General features: G+C 60.7%; 19 protein-coding genes and 1 pseudogene. 12 read left to right on the plus strand and 8 right to left on the minus strand.

Features of this window, described 5'->3' with window-relative positions; all coding sequences use genetic code 11:
• Positions 1 to 37: 37 nt before the first annotated feature.
• The 3 genes from MJ639_RS00750 to MJ639_RS00760 all read right to left on the minus strand — a co-directional run bounded on the left by MJ639_RS00750 (position 38) and on the right by MJ639_RS00760 (position 2900).
• Positions 38 to 991, minus strand: a complete 954-nt coding sequence (locus tag MJ639_RS00750) for an aldo/keto reductase (RefSeq protein WP_243367785.1) — start codon at positions 989 to 991, stop codon at positions 38 to 40.
• Between the two features lie 143 nt (positions 992 to 1134).
• Positions 1135 to 1749 (minus strand): peptide chain release factor H, encoded by a 615-nt coding sequence (prfH, locus tag MJ639_RS00755; protein ID WP_243367787.1) that lies wholly within the window; start codon positions 1747 to 1749, stop codon positions 1135 to 1137.
• Positions 1746 to 2900, minus strand: coding sequence for an RNA ligase RtcB family protein (locus tag MJ639_RS00760; protein WP_243367789.1), 1155 nt, complete (start codon positions 2898 to 2900; stop codon positions 1746 to 1748). The genes prfH and MJ639_RS00760 overlap by 4 nt, the downstream gene beginning before the upstream one ends.
• Positions 2901 to 3256: 356 nt before the next feature.
• On the opposite strand from MJ639_RS00760, the gene MJ639_RS00765 reads away from it, so the two are divergent.
• The 5 genes and pseudogenes from MJ639_RS00765 (at position 3257) to MJ639_RS00785 (ending at position 7827) form a co-directional block, all read left to right on the plus strand.
• A complete protein-coding gene (locus tag MJ639_RS00765; protein ID WP_243367791.1) occupies positions 3257 to 4120 on the plus strand; it encodes a MurR/RpiR family transcriptional regulator in 864 nt (287 codons plus the stop codon).
• A gap of 47 nt (positions 4121 to 4167) precedes the next feature.
• Entirely contained in the window at positions 4168 to 4929 is a 762-nt protein-coding gene (locus MJ639_RS00770) for an ABC transporter substrate-binding protein (protein ID WP_243367793.1), read from the plus strand.
• 146 nt (positions 4930 to 5075) lie between these two features.
• Positions 5076 to 5789 (plus strand): ABC transporter permease, encoded by a 714-nt coding sequence (locus MJ639_RS00775; protein ID WP_243367795.1) that lies wholly within the window; start codon positions 5076 to 5078, stop codon positions 5787 to 5789.
• A 4-nt stretch (positions 5790 to 5793) separates the two neighbouring features.
• Positions 5794 to 6498, plus strand: a pseudogene (locus MJ639_RS00780) (ABC transporter permease); the annotation flags it as partial.
• Between the two features lie 90 nt (positions 6499 to 6588).
• Positions 6589 to 7827 (plus strand): NAD(P)/FAD-dependent oxidoreductase, encoded by a 1239-nt coding sequence (locus MJ639_RS00785; RefSeq protein ID WP_243367799.1) that lies wholly within the window; start codon positions 6589 to 6591, stop codon positions 7825 to 7827.
• 145 nt (positions 7828 to 7972) lie between these two features.
• Here the strand turns inward: MJ639_RS00785 and MJ639_RS00790 are convergent, their stop codons facing one another.
• Positions 7973 to 9028, minus strand: a complete 1056-nt coding sequence (locus MJ639_RS00790) for an ornithine cyclodeaminase (RefSeq protein WP_243367801.1) — start codon at positions 9026 to 9028, stop codon at positions 7973 to 7975.
• On the minus strand, positions 9025 to 9981 hold the full coding sequence (rocF, locus tag MJ639_RS00795; RefSeq protein ID WP_243367803.1) for an arginase: 957 nt from the start codon (positions 9979 to 9981) through the stop codon (positions 9025 to 9027). The genes MJ639_RS00790 and rocF overlap by 4 nt, the downstream gene beginning before the upstream one ends.
• A 122-nt stretch (positions 9982 to 10103) precedes the next feature.
• Between rocF and MJ639_RS00800 the strand changes: the two genes are divergently transcribed.
• Entirely contained in the window at positions 10104 to 10541 is a 438-nt protein-coding gene (locus MJ639_RS00800; RefSeq protein ID WP_243367805.1) for an Lrp/AsnC family transcriptional regulator, read from the plus strand.
• A 51-nt stretch (positions 10542 to 10592) separates the two neighbouring features.
• Here the strand turns inward: MJ639_RS00800 and MJ639_RS00805 are convergent, their stop codons facing one another.
• Complete coding sequence (locus MJ639_RS00805; protein WP_243367807.1) at positions 10593 to 11039, minus strand: hypothetical protein; 447 nt, start codon at positions 11037 to 11039, stop codon at positions 10593 to 10595.
• 599 nt (positions 11040 to 11638) lie between these two features.
• Positions 11639 to 12382: a Crp/Fnr family transcriptional regulator gene (locus MJ639_RS00810; RefSeq protein WP_243367809.1), complete on the minus strand. Its 744-nt coding sequence runs from the start codon at positions 12380 to 12382 to the stop codon at positions 11639 to 11641.
• A gap of 327 nt (positions 12383 to 12709) precedes the next feature.
• Between MJ639_RS00810 and MJ639_RS00815 the strand changes: the two genes are divergently transcribed.
• From MJ639_RS00815 to MJ639_RS00825, 3 genes are all read left to right on the plus strand, one after another.
• Complete coding sequence (locus MJ639_RS00815) at positions 12710 to 14119, plus strand: amidase (protein ID WP_243367811.1); 1410 nt, start codon at positions 12710 to 12712, stop codon at positions 14117 to 14119.
• 67 nt (positions 14120 to 14186) lie between these two features.
• Positions 14187 to 14945, plus strand: coding sequence for an oxygen-dependent tRNA uridine(34) hydroxylase TrhO (gene trhO, locus MJ639_RS00820; protein ID WP_243367813.1), 759 nt, complete (start codon positions 14187 to 14189; stop codon positions 14943 to 14945).
• Positions 14938 to 15159, plus strand: coding sequence for a SlyX family protein (locus MJ639_RS00825; RefSeq protein WP_243367815.1), 222 nt, complete (start codon positions 14938 to 14940; stop codon positions 15157 to 15159). Before trhO ends, MJ639_RS00825 begins: the two co-directional genes overlap by 8 nt.
• 22 nt (positions 15160 to 15181) lie before the next feature.
• Here MJ639_RS00825 and MJ639_RS00830 read toward each other — a convergent pair whose 3' ends face one another.
• Complete coding sequence (locus tag MJ639_RS00830; protein ID WP_243367817.1) at positions 15182 to 15403, minus strand: alkylphosphonate utilization protein; 222 nt, start codon at positions 15401 to 15403, stop codon at positions 15182 to 15184.
• A gap of 146 nt (positions 15404 to 15549) precedes the next feature.
• Between MJ639_RS00830 and MJ639_RS00835 the strand changes: the two genes are divergently transcribed.
• The 3 genes from MJ639_RS00835 (at position 15550) to MJ639_RS00845 (ending at position 17223) form a co-directional block, all read left to right on the plus strand.
• Positions 15550 to 16242: an RNA polymerase sigma factor gene (locus MJ639_RS00835; protein WP_243367819.1), complete on the plus strand. Its 693-nt coding sequence runs from the start codon at positions 15550 to 15552 to the stop codon at positions 16240 to 16242.
• Between the two features lie 100 nt (positions 16243 to 16342).
• Positions 16343 to 16891 (plus strand): DUF4142 domain-containing protein, encoded by a 549-nt coding sequence (locus MJ639_RS00840; RefSeq protein ID WP_243367821.1) that lies wholly within the window; start codon positions 16343 to 16345, stop codon positions 16889 to 16891.
• 2 nt (positions 16892 to 16893) lie between these two features.
• Positions 16894 to 17223, plus strand: coding sequence for a cupredoxin domain-containing protein (locus MJ639_RS00845; protein ID WP_243367823.1), 330 nt, complete (start codon positions 16894 to 16896; stop codon positions 17221 to 17223).
• Positions 17224 to 17366: the final 143 nt, after the last annotated feature.

The raw sequence follows: 17366 nt of genomic DNA on the forward strand, positions 1-17366 counted from the left end.
GCTGTTCCGTAACATTCCTAGCGACGGCACGTTGAGCCTATTTCCAGGTGCTGGCCTGATCGAGCAGATCGATGTCTGCCGTGTCGAGCTGCAGCTTCGTCGATGCCACGAGGTCCTTCATCTGCTCGAGGCTCGTGGCGCTTGCGATAGGGGCGGTCAATCCGGGCCTTGCCATCAGCCAGGCCAGGGCGACCTGGGCCGGGTTTGCGCTCTTGCGTGCCGAAACCTCGTCCAGCGCCGCAAGAATCTTTTTGCCGCGCCCGTTCAGATAGGCGCTCATCCGACCGCCGCGAGGGCTTTTTCCGAAATCCGCTTCCGAGCGGTATTTGCCCGTCAGGAAGCCGCTGGCGAGGCCGTAATAGGGAATGTTCCCGATCTCCTGCTGGCGGCACAGGGGTTCCAAGCCGCTCTCGTATTCTTCGCGGTCATAGAGATTGTATTTCTGTTGAACGCTCTCATAGCGCGGCAGGCCGAGCCGCTCGCTGATTTCCAGAGCCTCTTCCAAACGGGCCGCCGTGAAGTTCGAGGCGCCGATTGCGCGCACCTTTCCCTCGCGGATCAGCTCCGCATAGGTTTCGAGGGTTTCCTGCTGAGGTGTTTCGGTATCGTCGCGGTGCGACTGATAGAGGTCGATGTAATCCGTCTGCAACCGCTGGAGCGACGCCTCCACGGCGGAGCGGATATAGCTCCGCGACAACCCCTTCTTGTCCGGCGCCATCTCGGATCCGACCTTGGTGGCGACAATCAGCTTGTCGCGATTGCCGCGAGCCTTCATCCATTTGCCGATGATGGTTTCCGACTCGCCGCCTGTATTGCCGGGAACCCAGGTCGAATACACATCCGCCGTGTCGATGAAGTTGAGACCTTCTCCCGCATAGGCATCCAGAAGTTTGAACGATGTCGCTTCATCGGCGGTCCAGCCGAAAACGTTGCCGCCAAGGCAGAGAGGCGAAACCAAGAGGTCCGAGCGACCGAGTCGACGCTTATTCATGGCAAGATCCTATGCTGATCCGACGATGCGAATGTGCGGTGAAGGGTATTGATAACCGATCGCTCCCTCAAGCCGAATTCGATGGGCTCGCGGGCGGGGCGTCGGGCTGAACGGAACTTCAGCCCGACGCTTTTCATGCTCTGTCACTGTCGCTGAACGAGCTTGCCGTTCTCGAATGTCCGGACCGGGTTGCCCCGTTCCACCGAGATGCGGACGAGCCATTGCCGGAACTGCACCGCATTGCGCTCCCGTTCATGCACAGCGGCAATCAGCGCGCGCAGTCGTTCGACCGCGAGCGCCTTGTTGCGATGCTGCGAGCGCTCGTCGCGCGCCACGACCGAAACGCCCGTGGGGCGGTGCGTGGCGCGGACGGCGCTTTCCGTCCGGTTCTGATGCTGGCCGCCCGGACCTCCGGCTCTCAAGGTTTCGAAAGCGATGTCCGCTTCCTTGACCTCCGGGAGCTGAGGAGGCGAGGGCAGGCGGTGGACCGCGACGAACCAGTTCTTCCGCTTGTGACCTGGCCTCAAGCCGCTGCGGGCCACCCATTGCACCGATCCTTCCCAGGAGCGGGCGAAGGCATCCGCTGCTTCGCCGTCGATGGAGACGAAGGTGGATGCGCGTCCTTGCTCCGTTTCCATGCCGAAGGCGAGACCGTGCTCGGCCGCTTCCTCCCGCATCAGATCGACGATGTGCGCCATGGCCTCGCGGCACTCGGCGGGCCCACGGCCTGCCGTCACGCAGAGAATGAGCGTGCTCATGAGCGCCTCCGTTCGGTGGAACGGGAGGCATCCCGCGCCGTCTTGAAGGTGATGAGCGGACGCATGATCGCCACCGTACGGCAAAGACCATGCGCTTCGAGATCCGCCACGACGCGACGGATGTCCTTGTACGCCTCGGGCGCCTCCTCGACGAGGAGCTTGCGATCCATGCAGATGATCCGCCCGCCGAAGGTGTTGCGGGTCAGCTTGTCGAGATCGCCAGCCTGCGTTCTCACGCGCTTCTCCATGGAAGCGCGGTCGTGCTTGCGACCGGCTCCATGAGCGAGGGAAAACAGCGCTTCCTCGGCCTTCTCGGCAAGAGGCTCGACCAGATAGGTCACCGCTCCCCGCGAGCCCGGAATGGGCAGGAGAGGACGGTTGGACGAGGCCGCGCCTTTGCGGTGAAGGATCGTGTCTCCTTGCCGCTCGGCGAAGTTGTGAGGCGCATCGACGATCTCGACGCCTTCCGTGCGCAAAGCCTCGATCGCACGCTGCGCAATGACGCGCCGGTTGAGCGCGGCAAAGCGCAGAGCGATGTCGTGCTCCTCCAGATAAGCGAGGCCTCCTTCATTCAAGGCGATGCCATGAGCATGGCCCGGATGATGGCGCGAGAGCGTATGCGCTCCGAGCCCGCGTGAGCCGGAATGGACCAGCAGGTAGAGGCCGCCCTTGGCGATCCCGGCCCGTGCGGAGGATTCTTCATCGAGGATTTCGGCCACGGCCTGAACCTCGCAGAAGTGATTGCCGCCACCGATGGTGCCAAGGCTCTCCGTGAAGAGACCCGCGTCGAGACCGTGCTCGGCAAACCGGTTCTTGGCATCGCCGCCCCACGGCCCTTCGAGGGCCAGCATGCGGTCGGCGGCCTTGTCGAGCTTGAGGCGGTGCTCCTTCAGGTCGAGAGACCAGAACTGCATGCCACAGCCGATATCCGTCCCGACGACGTCGGGATGGACGATGTTCCGGCTGAGAGCGGCGCAGCCCACCGGGCCGTTCATGCCCGGATGCAGATCCGGCATGCCGGCCACGGTTTCAACGCCGTTGCGCTCGGCGAGCTGTTCGAGTTGTCGGATCGCCGCGCCTTCGATCCAGGATTGCGGCGACGTGAAAAGGCGGACGCGCCGATTGGCGTCCGCAGAAATGGGATTGCCCATGTGAATTTTCTTCGAAAGGGACGTCGTGCCCGGAGCGGAGATTCGCTCAGGCGCGCGTCAAAGCTTCCAGTGCCGTAAGAGGCAGGTGGTGGTCAGCTTCTGGCCCTGACCGGGCAGCATGGCATCGTCATGGCTGTGCCCTTTCGAACGTCGCGAGCCGTCCAACGGCCCTATGAATGCGGATATAAGTTCGCGGACGCGCATCGACTAGTGATTTTCTGCAACAGTGAAGCATCGCCTTGAGGCGGCTTGCAGAACTGCGCTTCTCGGTCTCGCAGCAGAAGCCTTGGACAGAAACCCGGCAGTATTTGCTTTCATGTCAGAAAGCTGCCTAAATGCCCTCACGGGAGATTTTCGTGAGCCAGCACGTCAAGCAGCGCCTGGAAGAGAGCCTGATCAAGGCGACCGCGTCCGGCAGGGCGGTGGCGAGCTTTATGCTGGCGAACCTCAATGACCTTCCCTTCGAGACCTCGGCCTCCATCGCCCAGAAGATCGGTGTCAGCGAACTGACCGTGGGGCGGTTCTGCCGCTCCATCGGCTACCGGCACCTCAAGGACCTCAAGGATCACCTGCGGACCGATCTCGGTGGCAGCCCCTGGCTTCTGGGGGATCGGCTCAAGGAATTCCAGGCGCGCAGCCGGCACGACATGGGCGAGTTGACCCGGAGCTTCGAGCACGAGGTGGCGGCGCTCGTTCAGGTCTACGAATATGCGCAATCCCCGGCCTTCCAGGCGGTGAGCCGACGGCTCGCCACGGCGCGCCAGGTCCATGTCGCCGGTTTCCAAACGGAGAGGGGGCTCGCGGCCTCCCTCGTTCACAATCTTCAATATCTGCGTGACGGCGTGCATCTGCTCGATACGGCCTCCGGACATTTCGGCGAGGCCATTCTTGGGAGCGACGGCGGATCGGCTCTTGTGATCTTCGAGGCGCGCCGTTATTCGCGGCAGGCCGGTCTTTTAGCCCGCAAGGCGCATGAACGGGGGATCCCGGTCACCCTGGTGACCGACATCTATTGCGACTGGGCGGAAGGTTGCACCAGCGAGGTGTTCCGCATTCCCACGGACCTCAATCTGTTCTGGGAATCCACGGCGCCGATGCTGTCCCTGGTGCATCTTCTGCTGAACGCGGTATTCAATGAACTCGGCCCCGCGGTCGAGGAGCGGCTGAATGAAACAGCCGCACTTTATCACGAATTCGTCGGCTATACGGCAAACCCGTAAGGCAGGCGTGGACAGGACCGGACAGGTCGAAACACAGAGGTTACAAGATGTACAAGACACTTCTCGCAGCAGGCATCTGCATCCTGGGCATGACGTCCCTGGCGTCGGCGCAGATGAAGAAGGAAATCGTGATCGCATCGGAGGGCGCCTATCCGCCCTTCAACTTCATGGATTCCAACAACAAGCTGCAGGGCTTCGACATCGATATCGCCAATGCGCTCTGCGAGAAGATGCAGGTGAAGTGCACCATTGTTGCCCAGGATTGGGACGGCATCATCCCGGCGCTGCTGGCCAAGAAGTTTGACGCCATCGTCGCTTCCATGACGATCACGGACGAGCGCAAGCAGCAGGTCGAGTTCACCGACCGCTATTACCGCACGCCGCTCTCTCTGGCCGTGCCGAAGGACTCGCCGATCAAGGACACGAGCGTCGCCTCCCTGAAGGGCAAGACGGTCGGCGCGCAATCCTCCACCACCCAGTCGATCTATGCCGAGGACACTTACGGCAAGGGCGGGGCGGATGCGAAGCTCTATCCGACCCAGGACGAGGCCAATGCCGATCTCGCCAATGGTCGCCTTGATGCTGCGGTGGCCGACAAGTTCGTACTCGTCGAGTGGCTGAAGAACAGCGGCAAGGATTGCTGCAAGCTTCTCGGTGATATCGAAGGCACCATGTCCGAGGCGGGCATCGCCATCCGCAAGGAGGACAAGGAGCTGAAGGCCGCGCTGAACAAGGCGATCAAGGACATCGTCGCCGACGGCACCTATAAAAAGATCCAGGACAAGTACTTCGCGTTCGACATCTACTAAGTCACTTTGCCCTCATCCTGAGGAGGTCGCGGAGCGACCGTCTCGAAGGAGGCTCCAGCACACTCTGGAAACGCCTCTCCCTTCGAGACGGATTGCTCATGCAATCCTCCTCAGGGTGAGGCTCACCACGGCGGCGGGCCAGTCCATTGCAGGATATTCTTTCGCTTCTTTCCTTTTCCGATGGCGGCTGGGGCACTGCACTCGCGGCGGGCACTCTCGTCACCTTGAGCCTTGCGCTCACGACTCTTCCCGTTGGCCTTTTTCTGGGCCTCGGCGTTGCGCTGATGGCGCGCTCTAACAGTCCGCGCCTGCGCGCGATAGCCACTGTGTTCACCACGATCTTCCGTGGGCTGCCGGAATTGCTGACCCTTCTCATCGTCTATTACGGTGGGCAGATCCTCATCCAGCGTCTCATGGCGGCCATGGGCTTCGAGGCGCAGATCCAGATCAATGCGTTTCTTGCGGGCGTGATCGCCTTCGGTCTCGTGCTCGCGGCCTTCTCCAGCGAGGTCTGGGTGGGCGCACTCAATACGATCGCGAGAGGGCAGTATGAGGCGGCGAGTGCGCTCGGCCTCACGAAATGGCTCTCCTTCCGCCTTGTTGTGTTTCCGCAGCTCATGCGAGCGGCCCTGCCGGGCCTGTCCAACAACTGGCTGACGTTGCTGAAGGATACCTCGCTGATCTCGACCATCTCCCTCGTCGACATCATGCGCCAGACGAACCTTGCGGTGGGTGCCACGAAGCAGCCGATGGTGTTCTATCTCACGGCCTGTTTCCTCTACCTGATCCTCTCGGCGGGCTCTGGCTTTGCCTTCGCGTTCCTGGAGCGCCGCGCCAATCGCGGCCATGTGAGGGGTTGACCGGATGTTGCGCGATCTTCTCGGCCTCGTCATCAATCTCGATCTTCTCGACCGTTACGGCTGGCGCTTTCTCGATGGCGTCGTTGTCACCGCGCAGCTGGTGACGATCTCGTTCATTCTCGGCGGTGTTCTCGGCCTCCTGCTGGGCCTCGCCCGCCTGTCGGAAAACCTCGCCCTGCGCTGGTTCTCGGGCGCTTACATCTATTTCTTCCGTGGCTCTCCGCTGCTGGCGCAGCTCTTCCTGCTCTATTACGGCCTCGGCTCCCTGCGCGGTTTCTGGACCGATGTCGGATTGTGGTGGTTCTTCCGCGAGGCGTGGTACTGCGCGCTGCTCGCCTTCACTCTGAACACGGCGGCCTATCAGGCAGAGATCTTTCGCGGCGGCATCCAGGCCGTGCCACGAGGGCAGCGCGAGGCCGCTGCCGCTCTCGGCATGCATAACGCCATCATCTTCGCGAAGGTCGTCTTCCCGCAGGCGATGATCGTGGCCCTGCGTCCGCTCGGCAACGAGCTGATCCTCATGGTCAAGGCCAGCGCCATCGCATCGCTGGTGACGATCTATGACCTCATGGGCGTCACCAAGCTCGCCTTCTCGCGCTCCTACAATTTCGAGCTCTATCTGTGGGCGGCGGTGCTCTACCTCATCATCGTCGAGTGCATCAGAAGGCTCTGGGCGGTGCTGGAACGGCGGCTGACGCGCCACCTGAAAATGGGCGAGTCGCAGCCCGTGCAGGCGGGCTGGCTCAGCCGCATGACGAAATCCGCTCTCAAGCCCAACGCCTAATCGAGATCGCTTATCATGCGTTATGACGTCATCGTGCTGGGCGCTGGGATCGTCGGGGTCTCCGCCGCGCTTCACCTGCAATCACGCGGGCGCTCGGTTTGTCTCATCGACCGCCGTTCACCAGGCGAGGAGACGAGCTATGGCAATGCCGGGCTCATCGAACGTGCGAGCGTGATCCCCTATGCGATGCCACGGCAATTCTCAGCATTGCTGCGCTATGGCCTGAACCGCTCGCCGGACGTGCGCTATCGCCTTGCGCATTTACCTAAGATGAGCACGTGGCTTTTTCAGTATTGGCTGCACTCATCATCGAAGCGCCTGCTCGAAGCGACGAATGCCATGCTCCCGCTCATCGAGCGCTGCGTGACGGAGCACGATGAGCTGATCGACAGGGCAGAGCTCACGCATCTCCTGCGCCGCAGCGGCTGGATCGAGACGTTCAGCACGTCTGAGGGTAAGAAGAAGGCGCTGTCCGCCGCCAAGGATGTCGAACGATACGGCCTGAACTACGACATACTCGATGCGGCGGAGTTGAAGGCGCGGGAGCCGCACCTTCTGGATTCTCCCATCGGTGCCATCCATTGGCGCGATCCGACGACGGTGTCGGATCCGGAGGCGCTGACCAAAGGCTATGTCGCGCTCTTCATGAAGCGGGGCGGACGCTTTGCATCCGGCGATGCGCGCAGTCTTTCGCAGAGCGGACAGGACTGGATTGTGGCGACAGAGGAGGGGCTTGTTACGGCGGCAGAGGTCGTCGTTGCTCTCGGCCCCTGGTCGGACCAGATCTTCAAGCCGCTCGGCTATCGCATTCCGCTTGCCGTCAAGCGCGGCTACCACATGCATTACGGCGCCAAGGGCGAAGCCAAACTCAACCAGCCGGTGCTCGATTTCGAAGGCGGCTATGTGCTGACCCCGATGAGCAAAGGCATCCGCCTCACCACGGGTGTGGAATTGGCAGGCTTTGACGCACCGCAGGATGCGCGCCAACTCGATCACGCGGAAGCGATGGCCCGCAATCTCTTTCCTCTGGCTGAGCGCGTGGAGCCAAAGCCTTGGCTCGGGCGCAGGCCATGCTTACCCGACATGCGCCCCGTCATTGGAGAAGCACCGCGCCATAAGGGGCTTTGGTTTAATTTCGGCCATGCCCATCATGGTCTGACTCTGGGGCCCGTGACAGGCCGTCTTCTCGCCGAGATGATGACGGGCGAGGAAACCTTCTGCGATCCGTCGCCCTATCGCGCGGACCGGTTCTAACCGCGGTCATTTGCTCACGCTCAACCTCATCCTGAGGAGTCGCTTCAGCGGCGTCTCGAAGGAGGTTCCAGAAACCACTGGAGACGCCTCGCCCTTCGAGACGGACCTGAAGGTCCTCCTCAGGGTGAGGCTATGAGGTATTTCCTCATGCCGCGTTCGGAGCCGCTGCCGCGCGCAGCAGCATGCCGAAGAGATCGCGCGGCTCGTCCGGGTCTGCGAGCAGGTCGAGTTCCTCGAAGAGGCCGGTTTCCGCGATCTGCTTCTTCACGTAGCGCAGGGCCGAGAAATCCTCGATGGCGAAGCCCACGGAGTCGAACAGGGTGATCTGCCGCTCGCTCGCGCGGCCCGTCTCCTGGCCCGCGATCACGCGCCACAGCTCCTTGACCGGATAATCCGGCGCGAGCTGCTGGATCTCGCCTTCGATGCGCGTCTGCGGCGGATATTCCACGAAGATGTCGGAACGCTTCAGGATGTCGGCGTGAAGTTCGGTCTTGCCGGGGCAGTCGCCGCCGACCGCGTTGATGTGCAAGCCCGATCCGACCATGTTGTCGGTGAGGATGGTGGCATTCTGCTTGTCGGCAGTGACGGTGGTGACGATCTCCGCGCCCTCCATCGCTTCCTCGATGGATGAGCACACCGTGATGTCTAAGCCATAACCGGCAAGGTTGCGCACGCATTTCGTGCTTGCCGAGCGGTCGATGTCATAAAGCCGCAACTTGTCGACGCCGAGAAGCGCCTTGAAGGCGACGGCTTGGAATTCTGCCTGCGCGCCGTTTCCGATGATCGCCATGGTGCGGGCATTCTTCGGCGCGAGATACTTGGCAGCCACCGCCGAGGTCGCGGCGGTGCGCAGCGCCGTTAGAATGGTCATCTCCGTAAGCAGCACGGGATAGCCGGTACCCACATCCGCCAGCACGCCGAAGGCGGTGACGGTCTGGCGGCCTTCGCGGGTATTCTTCGGATGGCCGTTCACGTACTTGAAGCCATAGACCTCGCCGTCGCTGGTGGGCATCAGCTCGATCACGCCTTCGCGGCTATGCGAGGCGACGCGCGGCGTCTTGTCGAACAGCTCCCAGCGGCGGAAATCGGACTCGATATATTCGGACAGCTCCAGGAGAAAGCGCTCTACGCCGATGGCGAGAACGAGCTTCATCATGTGATCGACGCTGACGAAGGGGACGATGTTGAGGTTCGGGATCATGCTTCGACCGCTTTAGGCGTATGGCGATAACTCTGGGTAGGACGGTCGAGCACGCGGCGGCCCATGAGGCTCGAGGCGAGATCGACCATGAGCAGGGCCGTGCGTCCGCGATCGTCCAGGAAGGGATTCAACTCGACGAGGTCGAGGCTTCGCACGAGGCCACTATCGTGCAGCATCTCCATGATGAGATGCGCCTCGCGGAACGTCGCACCGCCCGGCACCGTCGTGCCGACGCCTGGCGCGATGCCGGGATCTAGAAAGTCCACGTCCAGGCTCACATGCAGAATGCCGTCGGCTTCCGCCACGCGCGTGAGGAATGCGTCGAGCAGCGGCGCGACGCCGTTCTCGTCGATGGAGCGCATGTCGTGGATCGTGACGCCAGTGGTGGCCAACGCCGCGCGCTCGGCAGGATCGACGCTGCGGATGCCCATCATGCACACGTTCTCGGACTTGATCGGCGCATGCACTTTCGGGAAGTAGCCGTCGAAGCCCTTGCGCCCGGTGGCATAGGCCATGGGTACGCCGTGCAGGTTGCCGCTCGTCGTGGTCTCGAGTGTGTGAAAATCGGGATGCGAGTCGAGCCACAGCACGAAAAACTCGCGGCCTTCTTCCGCCGCTCTGCGGGCAAGGCCCGTCATGGAGCCGGCGGAGAGGCTGTGGTCACCACCGAGGAAGATCGGCATGCCTTCCCCGCTTGCCTTGTAGGCGGCCTCGGCAATAGCCTCCGTCCAGCCGACGGTTTCCGGCAAGGCCTTGATGGCGCTGTTGTCATGGCGCAGCTCACGAAGAGGTGCAGGCGCGATATTGCCGCGATCCTCCACCGTGTAGCCCAGGTTCTTCAGCTCGGTGACCAGGCCGGCGGTGCGGAAGGCGCTCGGCCCCATATCGCAGCCAAGCCGACCGGCACCTTCTTGAACAGGCGCTCCCAACAGAATGCAGGGCTTTTGCGTCATCGATCCCTCCAAACACTTTAGCCAAGCTAGGGGAGAGGATTGGCGATTTGAACAATCTAGTTTGACAAATAGCTCAGGTTGTTTGAACATTTTGACAAGCAGTTATTGCCAAAGTGATCAGAATGGACGATCTCGACCAGCGCCTCATCACGCTCCTGCGCCATAATGGCCGGCGCAGCGTCTCCGACCTTGCCCTCGAACTCGATGTGTCCCGGGCGACTGTGCGGGCCCGCATGGAACGCCTTGAGCGCTCGGGCGATATCGTCGGCTATACGGTGATTTTGCGGGCGGATGCGGTGTCGCTGCCGGTGCGCGGTATCATGCTGATCGAAGTGGAAGGCCGTGCGGCGGATCGAGTGGTAGATTCTCTCGGAGGATTTCCAGAGGTCAGCGCCATTCACACCACGAACGGAAAATGGGATCTCATCGTCGAGCTCGGCGCGGCTAACCTGTCCGATTTCGATGGAATCTTAAGGCGCATTCGTCTGATTCCGGGCGTCATCGCCTCGGAAACCAATCTGCTTTTGGCAACGCCCCGTAGCACCCGCGCGCGCTTATGAGCAAGCAGTCCTGGCCTGGAATGAGCTACCAGGACTGCTTTTAAGCCGATTTCAAGCCTTGTCTCCGGCTGACAGGTGCTGAACCTCGCCTTGCGGTGTGAGGTATTCGATCGAAACCCAGTTCGTGCAGGATCGGAGGATGGGCGCCAGATAGGCCCGACTGCCTTCGATCTCCACGACGCGGCAGGGATAGGCTCGGCGATCACCCGGAGGGCGGTAGACGACCGTGCTGCCTGGCTTGATCTCCTCCTGGTCCCCGGAAGCGACATGGGCAGGAGGGGCTGATTCGTAGGGCTTGTTATCGCCGTTATCCTGGATGACGGCGGTCTGCTGACTCGCCCTGTACCTGTCGAGCGCTTCGATCGCGATGCGTGCCCGGTCACGATAACGGTCCGTGACGACCCTCATCAGGGTACCCGTCTCGCGGCCCGGGTACCAGGAAACACCACCAATTTTTGCAAGCTCTTCTGCGACGATTTCAATTTCTTCTTCGGTCATAAGCTCATTCCCTCGAGAGGTAGGAATTATGCTCGGGTCTGACGGCGGCGTACCGTGTGATCCGATGCTTGTGCTTTTCTTGGCCCCGAAGAGTTCGCGTCTCTTATGATTGAATGCGTGACTCGGTACTGACGGTCGTAATGCGTGCGATCTCTTTTATCTGTGCGAGATCATACGTTCCTGAAGAACTGCCAATTCCCGTATATAGGGCATCCGCCGTTCATGATGCTGCGACTTTAGCTTCTCAAGAACTCGGATTCTCAAGTTTAGATCCGGCGAGTTCTTGCTGATGTTTTCCTTGGCCTGTTCGTATTCGAAATCGATGTCGGCCAAGGTTGAAAGGAGAGATTGAAGGAGAGGCTGAGTAGCCGGGGAGTAGAGCCTGGGCTTGTCTTGGGTGCCAGGGACTTTGCTGTTACGAAATCCAGTATCGTCCATTCGCCGCCTCGTATTAACCTTGCGTTAACACCCTGACGTTACTGACGTAGGGTTACTCCGTCTGTTGGGTACCCGACAGAGCTGCAAAAAGAATTTGCATCTACCTCGAAAGGCGGAGCTGCTGCCGTTCCTGCTTTTTTTTAGATGGAAGCGAGCGGTGCTCAGCCCTTGCTGCCGAACTTAGAATGGGTGCCGGGCAGCAAACGCTCAAAGCTGGTGCGGATGATCCGGTAGCAGTCGCAGGACATTTCCTCGAGGCCTGAGCGATCCGTGATCGTGATCACGCCACGTCCTTGTTTAATCAAGCCTTCGATCTGAAGGGCTCGCGTGACGCTGCTGACAGTGGAGCGCTGCACACCCAGCATCTCGGCCAATGTCTCGTGGGTGAGGGGAAGAGCATCGTGATCGACGCGATCGCGTGTGCTCAGGATCCAACGGGAACAACGGGCTTCTACGCTATGTACGGCATTGCAGGCTACCGTCTGCAATGTCTGCGCCATCAGCGCTTCAGTGAAGCGCTGGGTCAGTTCACGAACCTTGGGTCGGTCGTAAGTCAGTTCGTTTAGTTTCTCGACGGGAATCCGCGAAGCTGTGCCCGAGAACTGTGTGACATAACGCCCGAACGATCTGCGGGTCATGATGGCGCTGACGAAACCGAACATCGCCTCCCGGCCGAAGGCGGCCATCTCGACCGCTCCGCCATCCTCCAGGATCGTCGTCAAAGAGACGATCGTGTCGTGAGGAAAGTAAGTATGCGTAATCGGAGCGCCTACCTCATAGACGACCCTACCTTTAGGCAATTCCACGATTTCCAGATACGGTTCGAGAAGTGCAAAATCCTCAGGCGCGAGAGCGGCGAGGAGCCGGTTCGTTCGGTGCTTGATCGCCTTAGAACCATGCTGCATGGCAAGGTAAACCGATCTCTGCGGATGCCCTGTCCCGAAATGGGTAGGATCTATGTAGAAGATGCTCGCGCAACTTCAGGTGGTCAATTCCACTCTCTGTTGTTGTAAACAGACTTCCCGCTTCAGCCATGCCTTTAAACACGGTTTGTTCAAAGAAGTTTTGTCGACCTCTTCATAAGTAGAGGAATTTTAAAGGGGTATTGGCCACCCCGCTTCTCTCGCTTGACAGCCCTCAGGGCCCAGCTTTGGGGCTACCCCCATTTACGTAAGAGGAGGGATGGCGCAGCATGGAAAGATACGAATCCATGTTGCATCGAGGCCGTTCCCGTGAGCACGCAATCCTCCTCCCCATCATCTGCGGATCTAGCCGATTGGTCCGGTTTTGATCTCCTAGAGGGTTACGCTCGCAGGACCATCTCGCCCGTCGATGTCATCAAGTCCGTAACGGCACGCATCGAGTCTTACGAACCCCGCCTCCAGGCGCTCTACGCTTATGATCCCGGCTCCGCATTGGCTGCCGCGCGCGAGTCCGAGCAGCGCTGGATGAAGGGCGAGGCGAAGGCGCTCGATGGAATCCCCGCAACCATCAAGGAAAACATCGCCACCAAAGGTACGCCGGTGCCGCTGGGGACCGCTGCCCGCCCGCTCACGCCGGCAGCGGATGATGCGCCATCCGCCGCTCGCCTGCGGGAGGATGGGGTCGTCATTCTCGCGAAGACGACGATGCCCGATTACGGCATGCTCTCCTCAGGGCTGTCGAGTTTTCATCCACTCGCCCGCAATCCATGGGACCCGTCGAAGAACCCCGGCGGCAGTTCCGCAGGCGCGGGAGCTGCTGCGGCGGCAGGCTATGGCCCTTTCCACATTGGCACGGATATCGGTGGCTCCATCCGCCTCCCAGCGGCTTGGTGCGGCGTGTTCGGCCTGAAGCCCAGCTTCGGGCGCATTCCCATCGACCCCACCTATTACGGTCGTGTGGCCGGACCGATGACGCGGACGGTCCGTGATGCCGCCCTGATGATGACGAGCCTCACGCGGCCTGACATGCGCGATCCGATGAGCCTGCCGTATCAGGATATTCCCTGGCTCGATCTCAACATCGACCTCAGAGGCCTGAAGATCGGCCTGATGATGGAGGCCGGCGTCGGCTTGAGCCTCGATCCGGAGATCCGCGATGCCGTCGAGAAGGCTGCGAAGCTCTTCGAGCATGCGGGAGCGACGATCGAGGAGGTGAAGCCCTTTATCACCCGTGAGATGCTCGACGGGCTCGACGATTTCTGGCGTCAGCGGGCCTGGATGGATATCGGCCCTCTTGGAGATGAGGAGCGCGCACGGGTTCTGCCCTACATCCTGCACTGGGCCGAAGGCGGGAAGTCCCTGACAGGCGCTCAGGTTTATAACGGTATGAACCAGATGCTGGTGATGCGCCACGCGGCCATTACCGCGACGCATCAGTTTGATTTCGTGCTCTCGCCGGTGGCTCCCAACGTAGCCTATGAGGCGGAGCTCGCTTCTCCGATCCACGATCCCGAGCGGCCTTTCGAGCATATCGGCTATACGGTGGCCTTCAACATGTCGGACCAGCCGGCGGCCTCGGTCAATGCAGGCTTTACGAAAGCGGGACTGCCCATCGGCCTCCAGGTCATCGGCCGTCGTTTCGATGATCTCGGGGTGCTGCGCCTCTCCCAGGCATGGGAGAGGATGTGTCCGGATGTGAGAGCTTGGCCAAAGTTTTGAGCTGAAGCGACACCATGGATCGTCGCGGCGGGTTTTCGGATGAGCCGCCTGCTGGTAAAGAGCGGCCATGACTTACAAGGTTGCCGCTCTCTATCAGTTCGTGTCGCTCCCCGACTTCCGGGAGATCCGCGATCCGCTCCACGCCATCTGCTCCGAGCTCGGGGTCAAGGGCACGCTCCTGCTTGCCCAGGAAGGGATCAATGGCACCGTGGCGGGAACGGAGAAGGGCATCGACGCCCTCATCGCCGAACTGAGGCAGGGGGTGCTCTTCCGTGGCCGACTCGACAATCTGGAGCTGAAGTTCTCGAATGCCTCCGAGATGCCTTTCGGCAAGATGAAGGTGCGCCTGAAAAAGGAGATCGTCACCCTCGGCGATCCGCAGACGGACCCGACGAAGAAGGTCGGCACCTATGTTTCGGCGGCGGAGTGGAACAAGCTCATCGAGAGCCCGGACGTGATCCTGCTCGATACCCGCAACGACTTCGAGGTGGAGATGGGCACTTTCGAGGGTGCCATCGATCCGCGCATCAAGAAGTTCAGCGAGTTCAAGGAATTCGTGGCGAGTGAACTGAATCCGACCAAGCACAAACGGGTCGCCATGTTCTGCACCGGCGGCATCCGCTGCGAGAAAGCCAGCTCCTTCATGCTGAGCCAGGGCTTCGAGGAGGTCTATCACCTCAAGGGGGGCATCCTGCAATATCTGGAGGACGTGCCGGAAGAAGAGAGCCGATGGAATGGCGGCTGCTTCGTGTTCGATGAGCGCGTGTCCCTCGGTCACGGTTTGGTCGAACGCCCGGAGGACAGGAGCCTTGTGAGCGATGAGTGATCCTGAATCCGCGAATTCCCGCCTGGAAGCCCTGGAGGTGCGTGTCGCCTATCAGGAGCAGGTTATCGAGGATCTGAACCAGACTGTCATCGACCAATGGAAGAAGCTCGACTCGCTCAGGCGCCAGCTCAACGAGCTTCTCGACCGTGTGCAGGAGGTCGAGGATAACTCATCCGGCCCCCGCGCGCCTGAGCCTCCGCCGCCGCATTATTGAGGGCGAAGGCCTTTTAGAGGCATTAGACCTTCTTCACGAACTCAGTCTTGAGCACCAGGCCTTTGATCTGAGCCGAGCGGCACTCGATCTCGCCCGCATCGTCCGTCAGGTGGATGTTCTTGAACACGGTACCCCGCTTCAGGGTGGTGGACGAGCCTTTCACCTTCAGGTCCTTGATGACCTGGACGGAATCGCCCTCGTTGAGGACGGCTCCATTGCTGTCTCTCACAACCACATCACTCATATCGATCTCCTGGGGCGTATCTGACGCCGATAGCAGGGCATAGCCTTCAGGCCGATACTTTGTCCAATCAGGGCTGTTACGGAGCTGCCTAGCATTGGGAACCTTTCGAAGCGTGGTATCATCCCATGATCGGAAGGCTGGTTCGAATGATCACGAAGCTCAAAGCCATTGCCGATTATGCCACCCTGGATGAGGCGGATCTGGTGGCGCATGCCTTGGCAGGTGCGCCTCAGGCTTTCCGGACCATCATGCAGCGTCATAACCGACGTCTCTACAGGGTCGCGCGTGGGATTGTCGGGAGTGATGCGGATGCAGAGGATGTGCTGCAGGAGGCCTATGTGCGCGCCTTCGCACACTTGAGTGAGTTCAAGGGCGAATCCCGCCTGTCGACCTGGATGACCCGCATCGTGATCAATGAATCGCTCGGGCGTCTCAGAAGAGAGCGTGATCTCGTGGATCTCAGTATTCTGGATCAACCTCAGGAAGGACAATCCAAGGTGTTGATCTTTCCAGGTGCGCCGGACCCGAGCGATCCGGAAGCTGATGCTGGTCGTGCCCAGCTGCGGCGATTGCTCGAACATGCTGTCGACGCGCTGCCGCAGGAATTCCGCTCCGTCTTCATGATGCGTGAGATCGAGGAGATGAGCATCGAGGAAACAGCGGCTCAGCTCGGGATCAAGCCGGCAACCGTCAAGACCCGCCTGCACAGAGCCCGCCGGTTGCTACGGCATGCTCTCGATGCCGAGCTTGTCTGTACCATGAAGGATGCGTTTCCCTTCGATGGCCTGCGCTGCGCGCGGATTTCCGATCAGGTGATGCAAAGATTGTCGAAACTCTAGACGCGGGAACCTCAGCTCGCCCCCCGCCATCCCATGGGAGTGGATGTTTTCTGCGCCGCAAACCGGTGCGATCTCATCCGATCTGCCATAGGAGAAGCACATGACCAGGCTCCATATCGCCCTGCTGAGCGCCGGCCTCTGCCTTGCCTCGCAAAGCGTGTTCGCCCAGGCACCGGCGAAGCCCACCGACCCCCAGATTGCGCATATTGCCTACACGGCGGGCCAAATCGATATTCAGGTCGCTGAAATGGCGTTGAAGAATTCCAAGAACAAAGATGTCCGTGCCTTCGCCAACGACATGATCCGCGATCATAAGGCGGTCAACGAGAAGGCCTTGGCCCTCGTGAAGAAGCTGAACGTCAAGCCTGAGGACAACGACACCAGCCGCTCGCTGATGCAGCAGGCGCAAGCCAAGCAGAAAGAGTTGAGTGCCCTGAAAGGGGCAGCATTCGACAAGGCCTATGCTCAGAACGAGGTTGCCTATCATCAGCAGGTCAACGCCGCTTTGCAGAGTACGCTCATCCCGTCGGCTACCAATGGCGAGCTGAAGGATCTTCTCTCCACCGGGCTCAAGATTTTCCAGGGGCATCAGCAGCATGCCGAGCACCTCGTCACCCAGCTCCCAAGCAGTTCCTCGTCCCTGAGGTGACCATGGCAAGGGAAAACTTCACGGGCATCTTCCTGGCCTTGGCTGCCCTCGGCTTGACTGTGGGGGGAGGGCTTGCTGCTGGCCAAAGCCACCGCATCGTCATCAAGGCGGCAAGCTATGATCCCGCGCAGGTAAGGGTGCATATCGGCGATCAGATCGAATGGGACAACCAGGACATCGTCGCCCACACGGCAACAGTCGCGAACAAGGCATGGGAGGTCGTCATGGGTCCGGGGCGAAGCGGGCGGATTGTCGCCCAATCTCCGGGCAGGTTCGACTATATCTGCCGCTATCATCCCAACATGAAAGGCGAAATCATCGTCGAACCTTAGATTTCTAAACCTCTGGCTGAGGCATATCTCTCGCCTTGAAGCCCGGCGCGGCAAGCGCCGGGCTTTCTCATGCAGACCTGCTACGCTTCAGGCGAGGGGCTTGGGGGCTTGCATCGCGGGTGCGGAGTGCTGATGTGAAGCCG

It is taken from the genome of Microvirga solisilvae, assembly GCF_022808595.1.
GTDB lineage: Bacteria > Pseudomonadota > Alphaproteobacteria > Rhizobiales > Beijerinckiaceae > Microvirga > Microvirga solisilvae.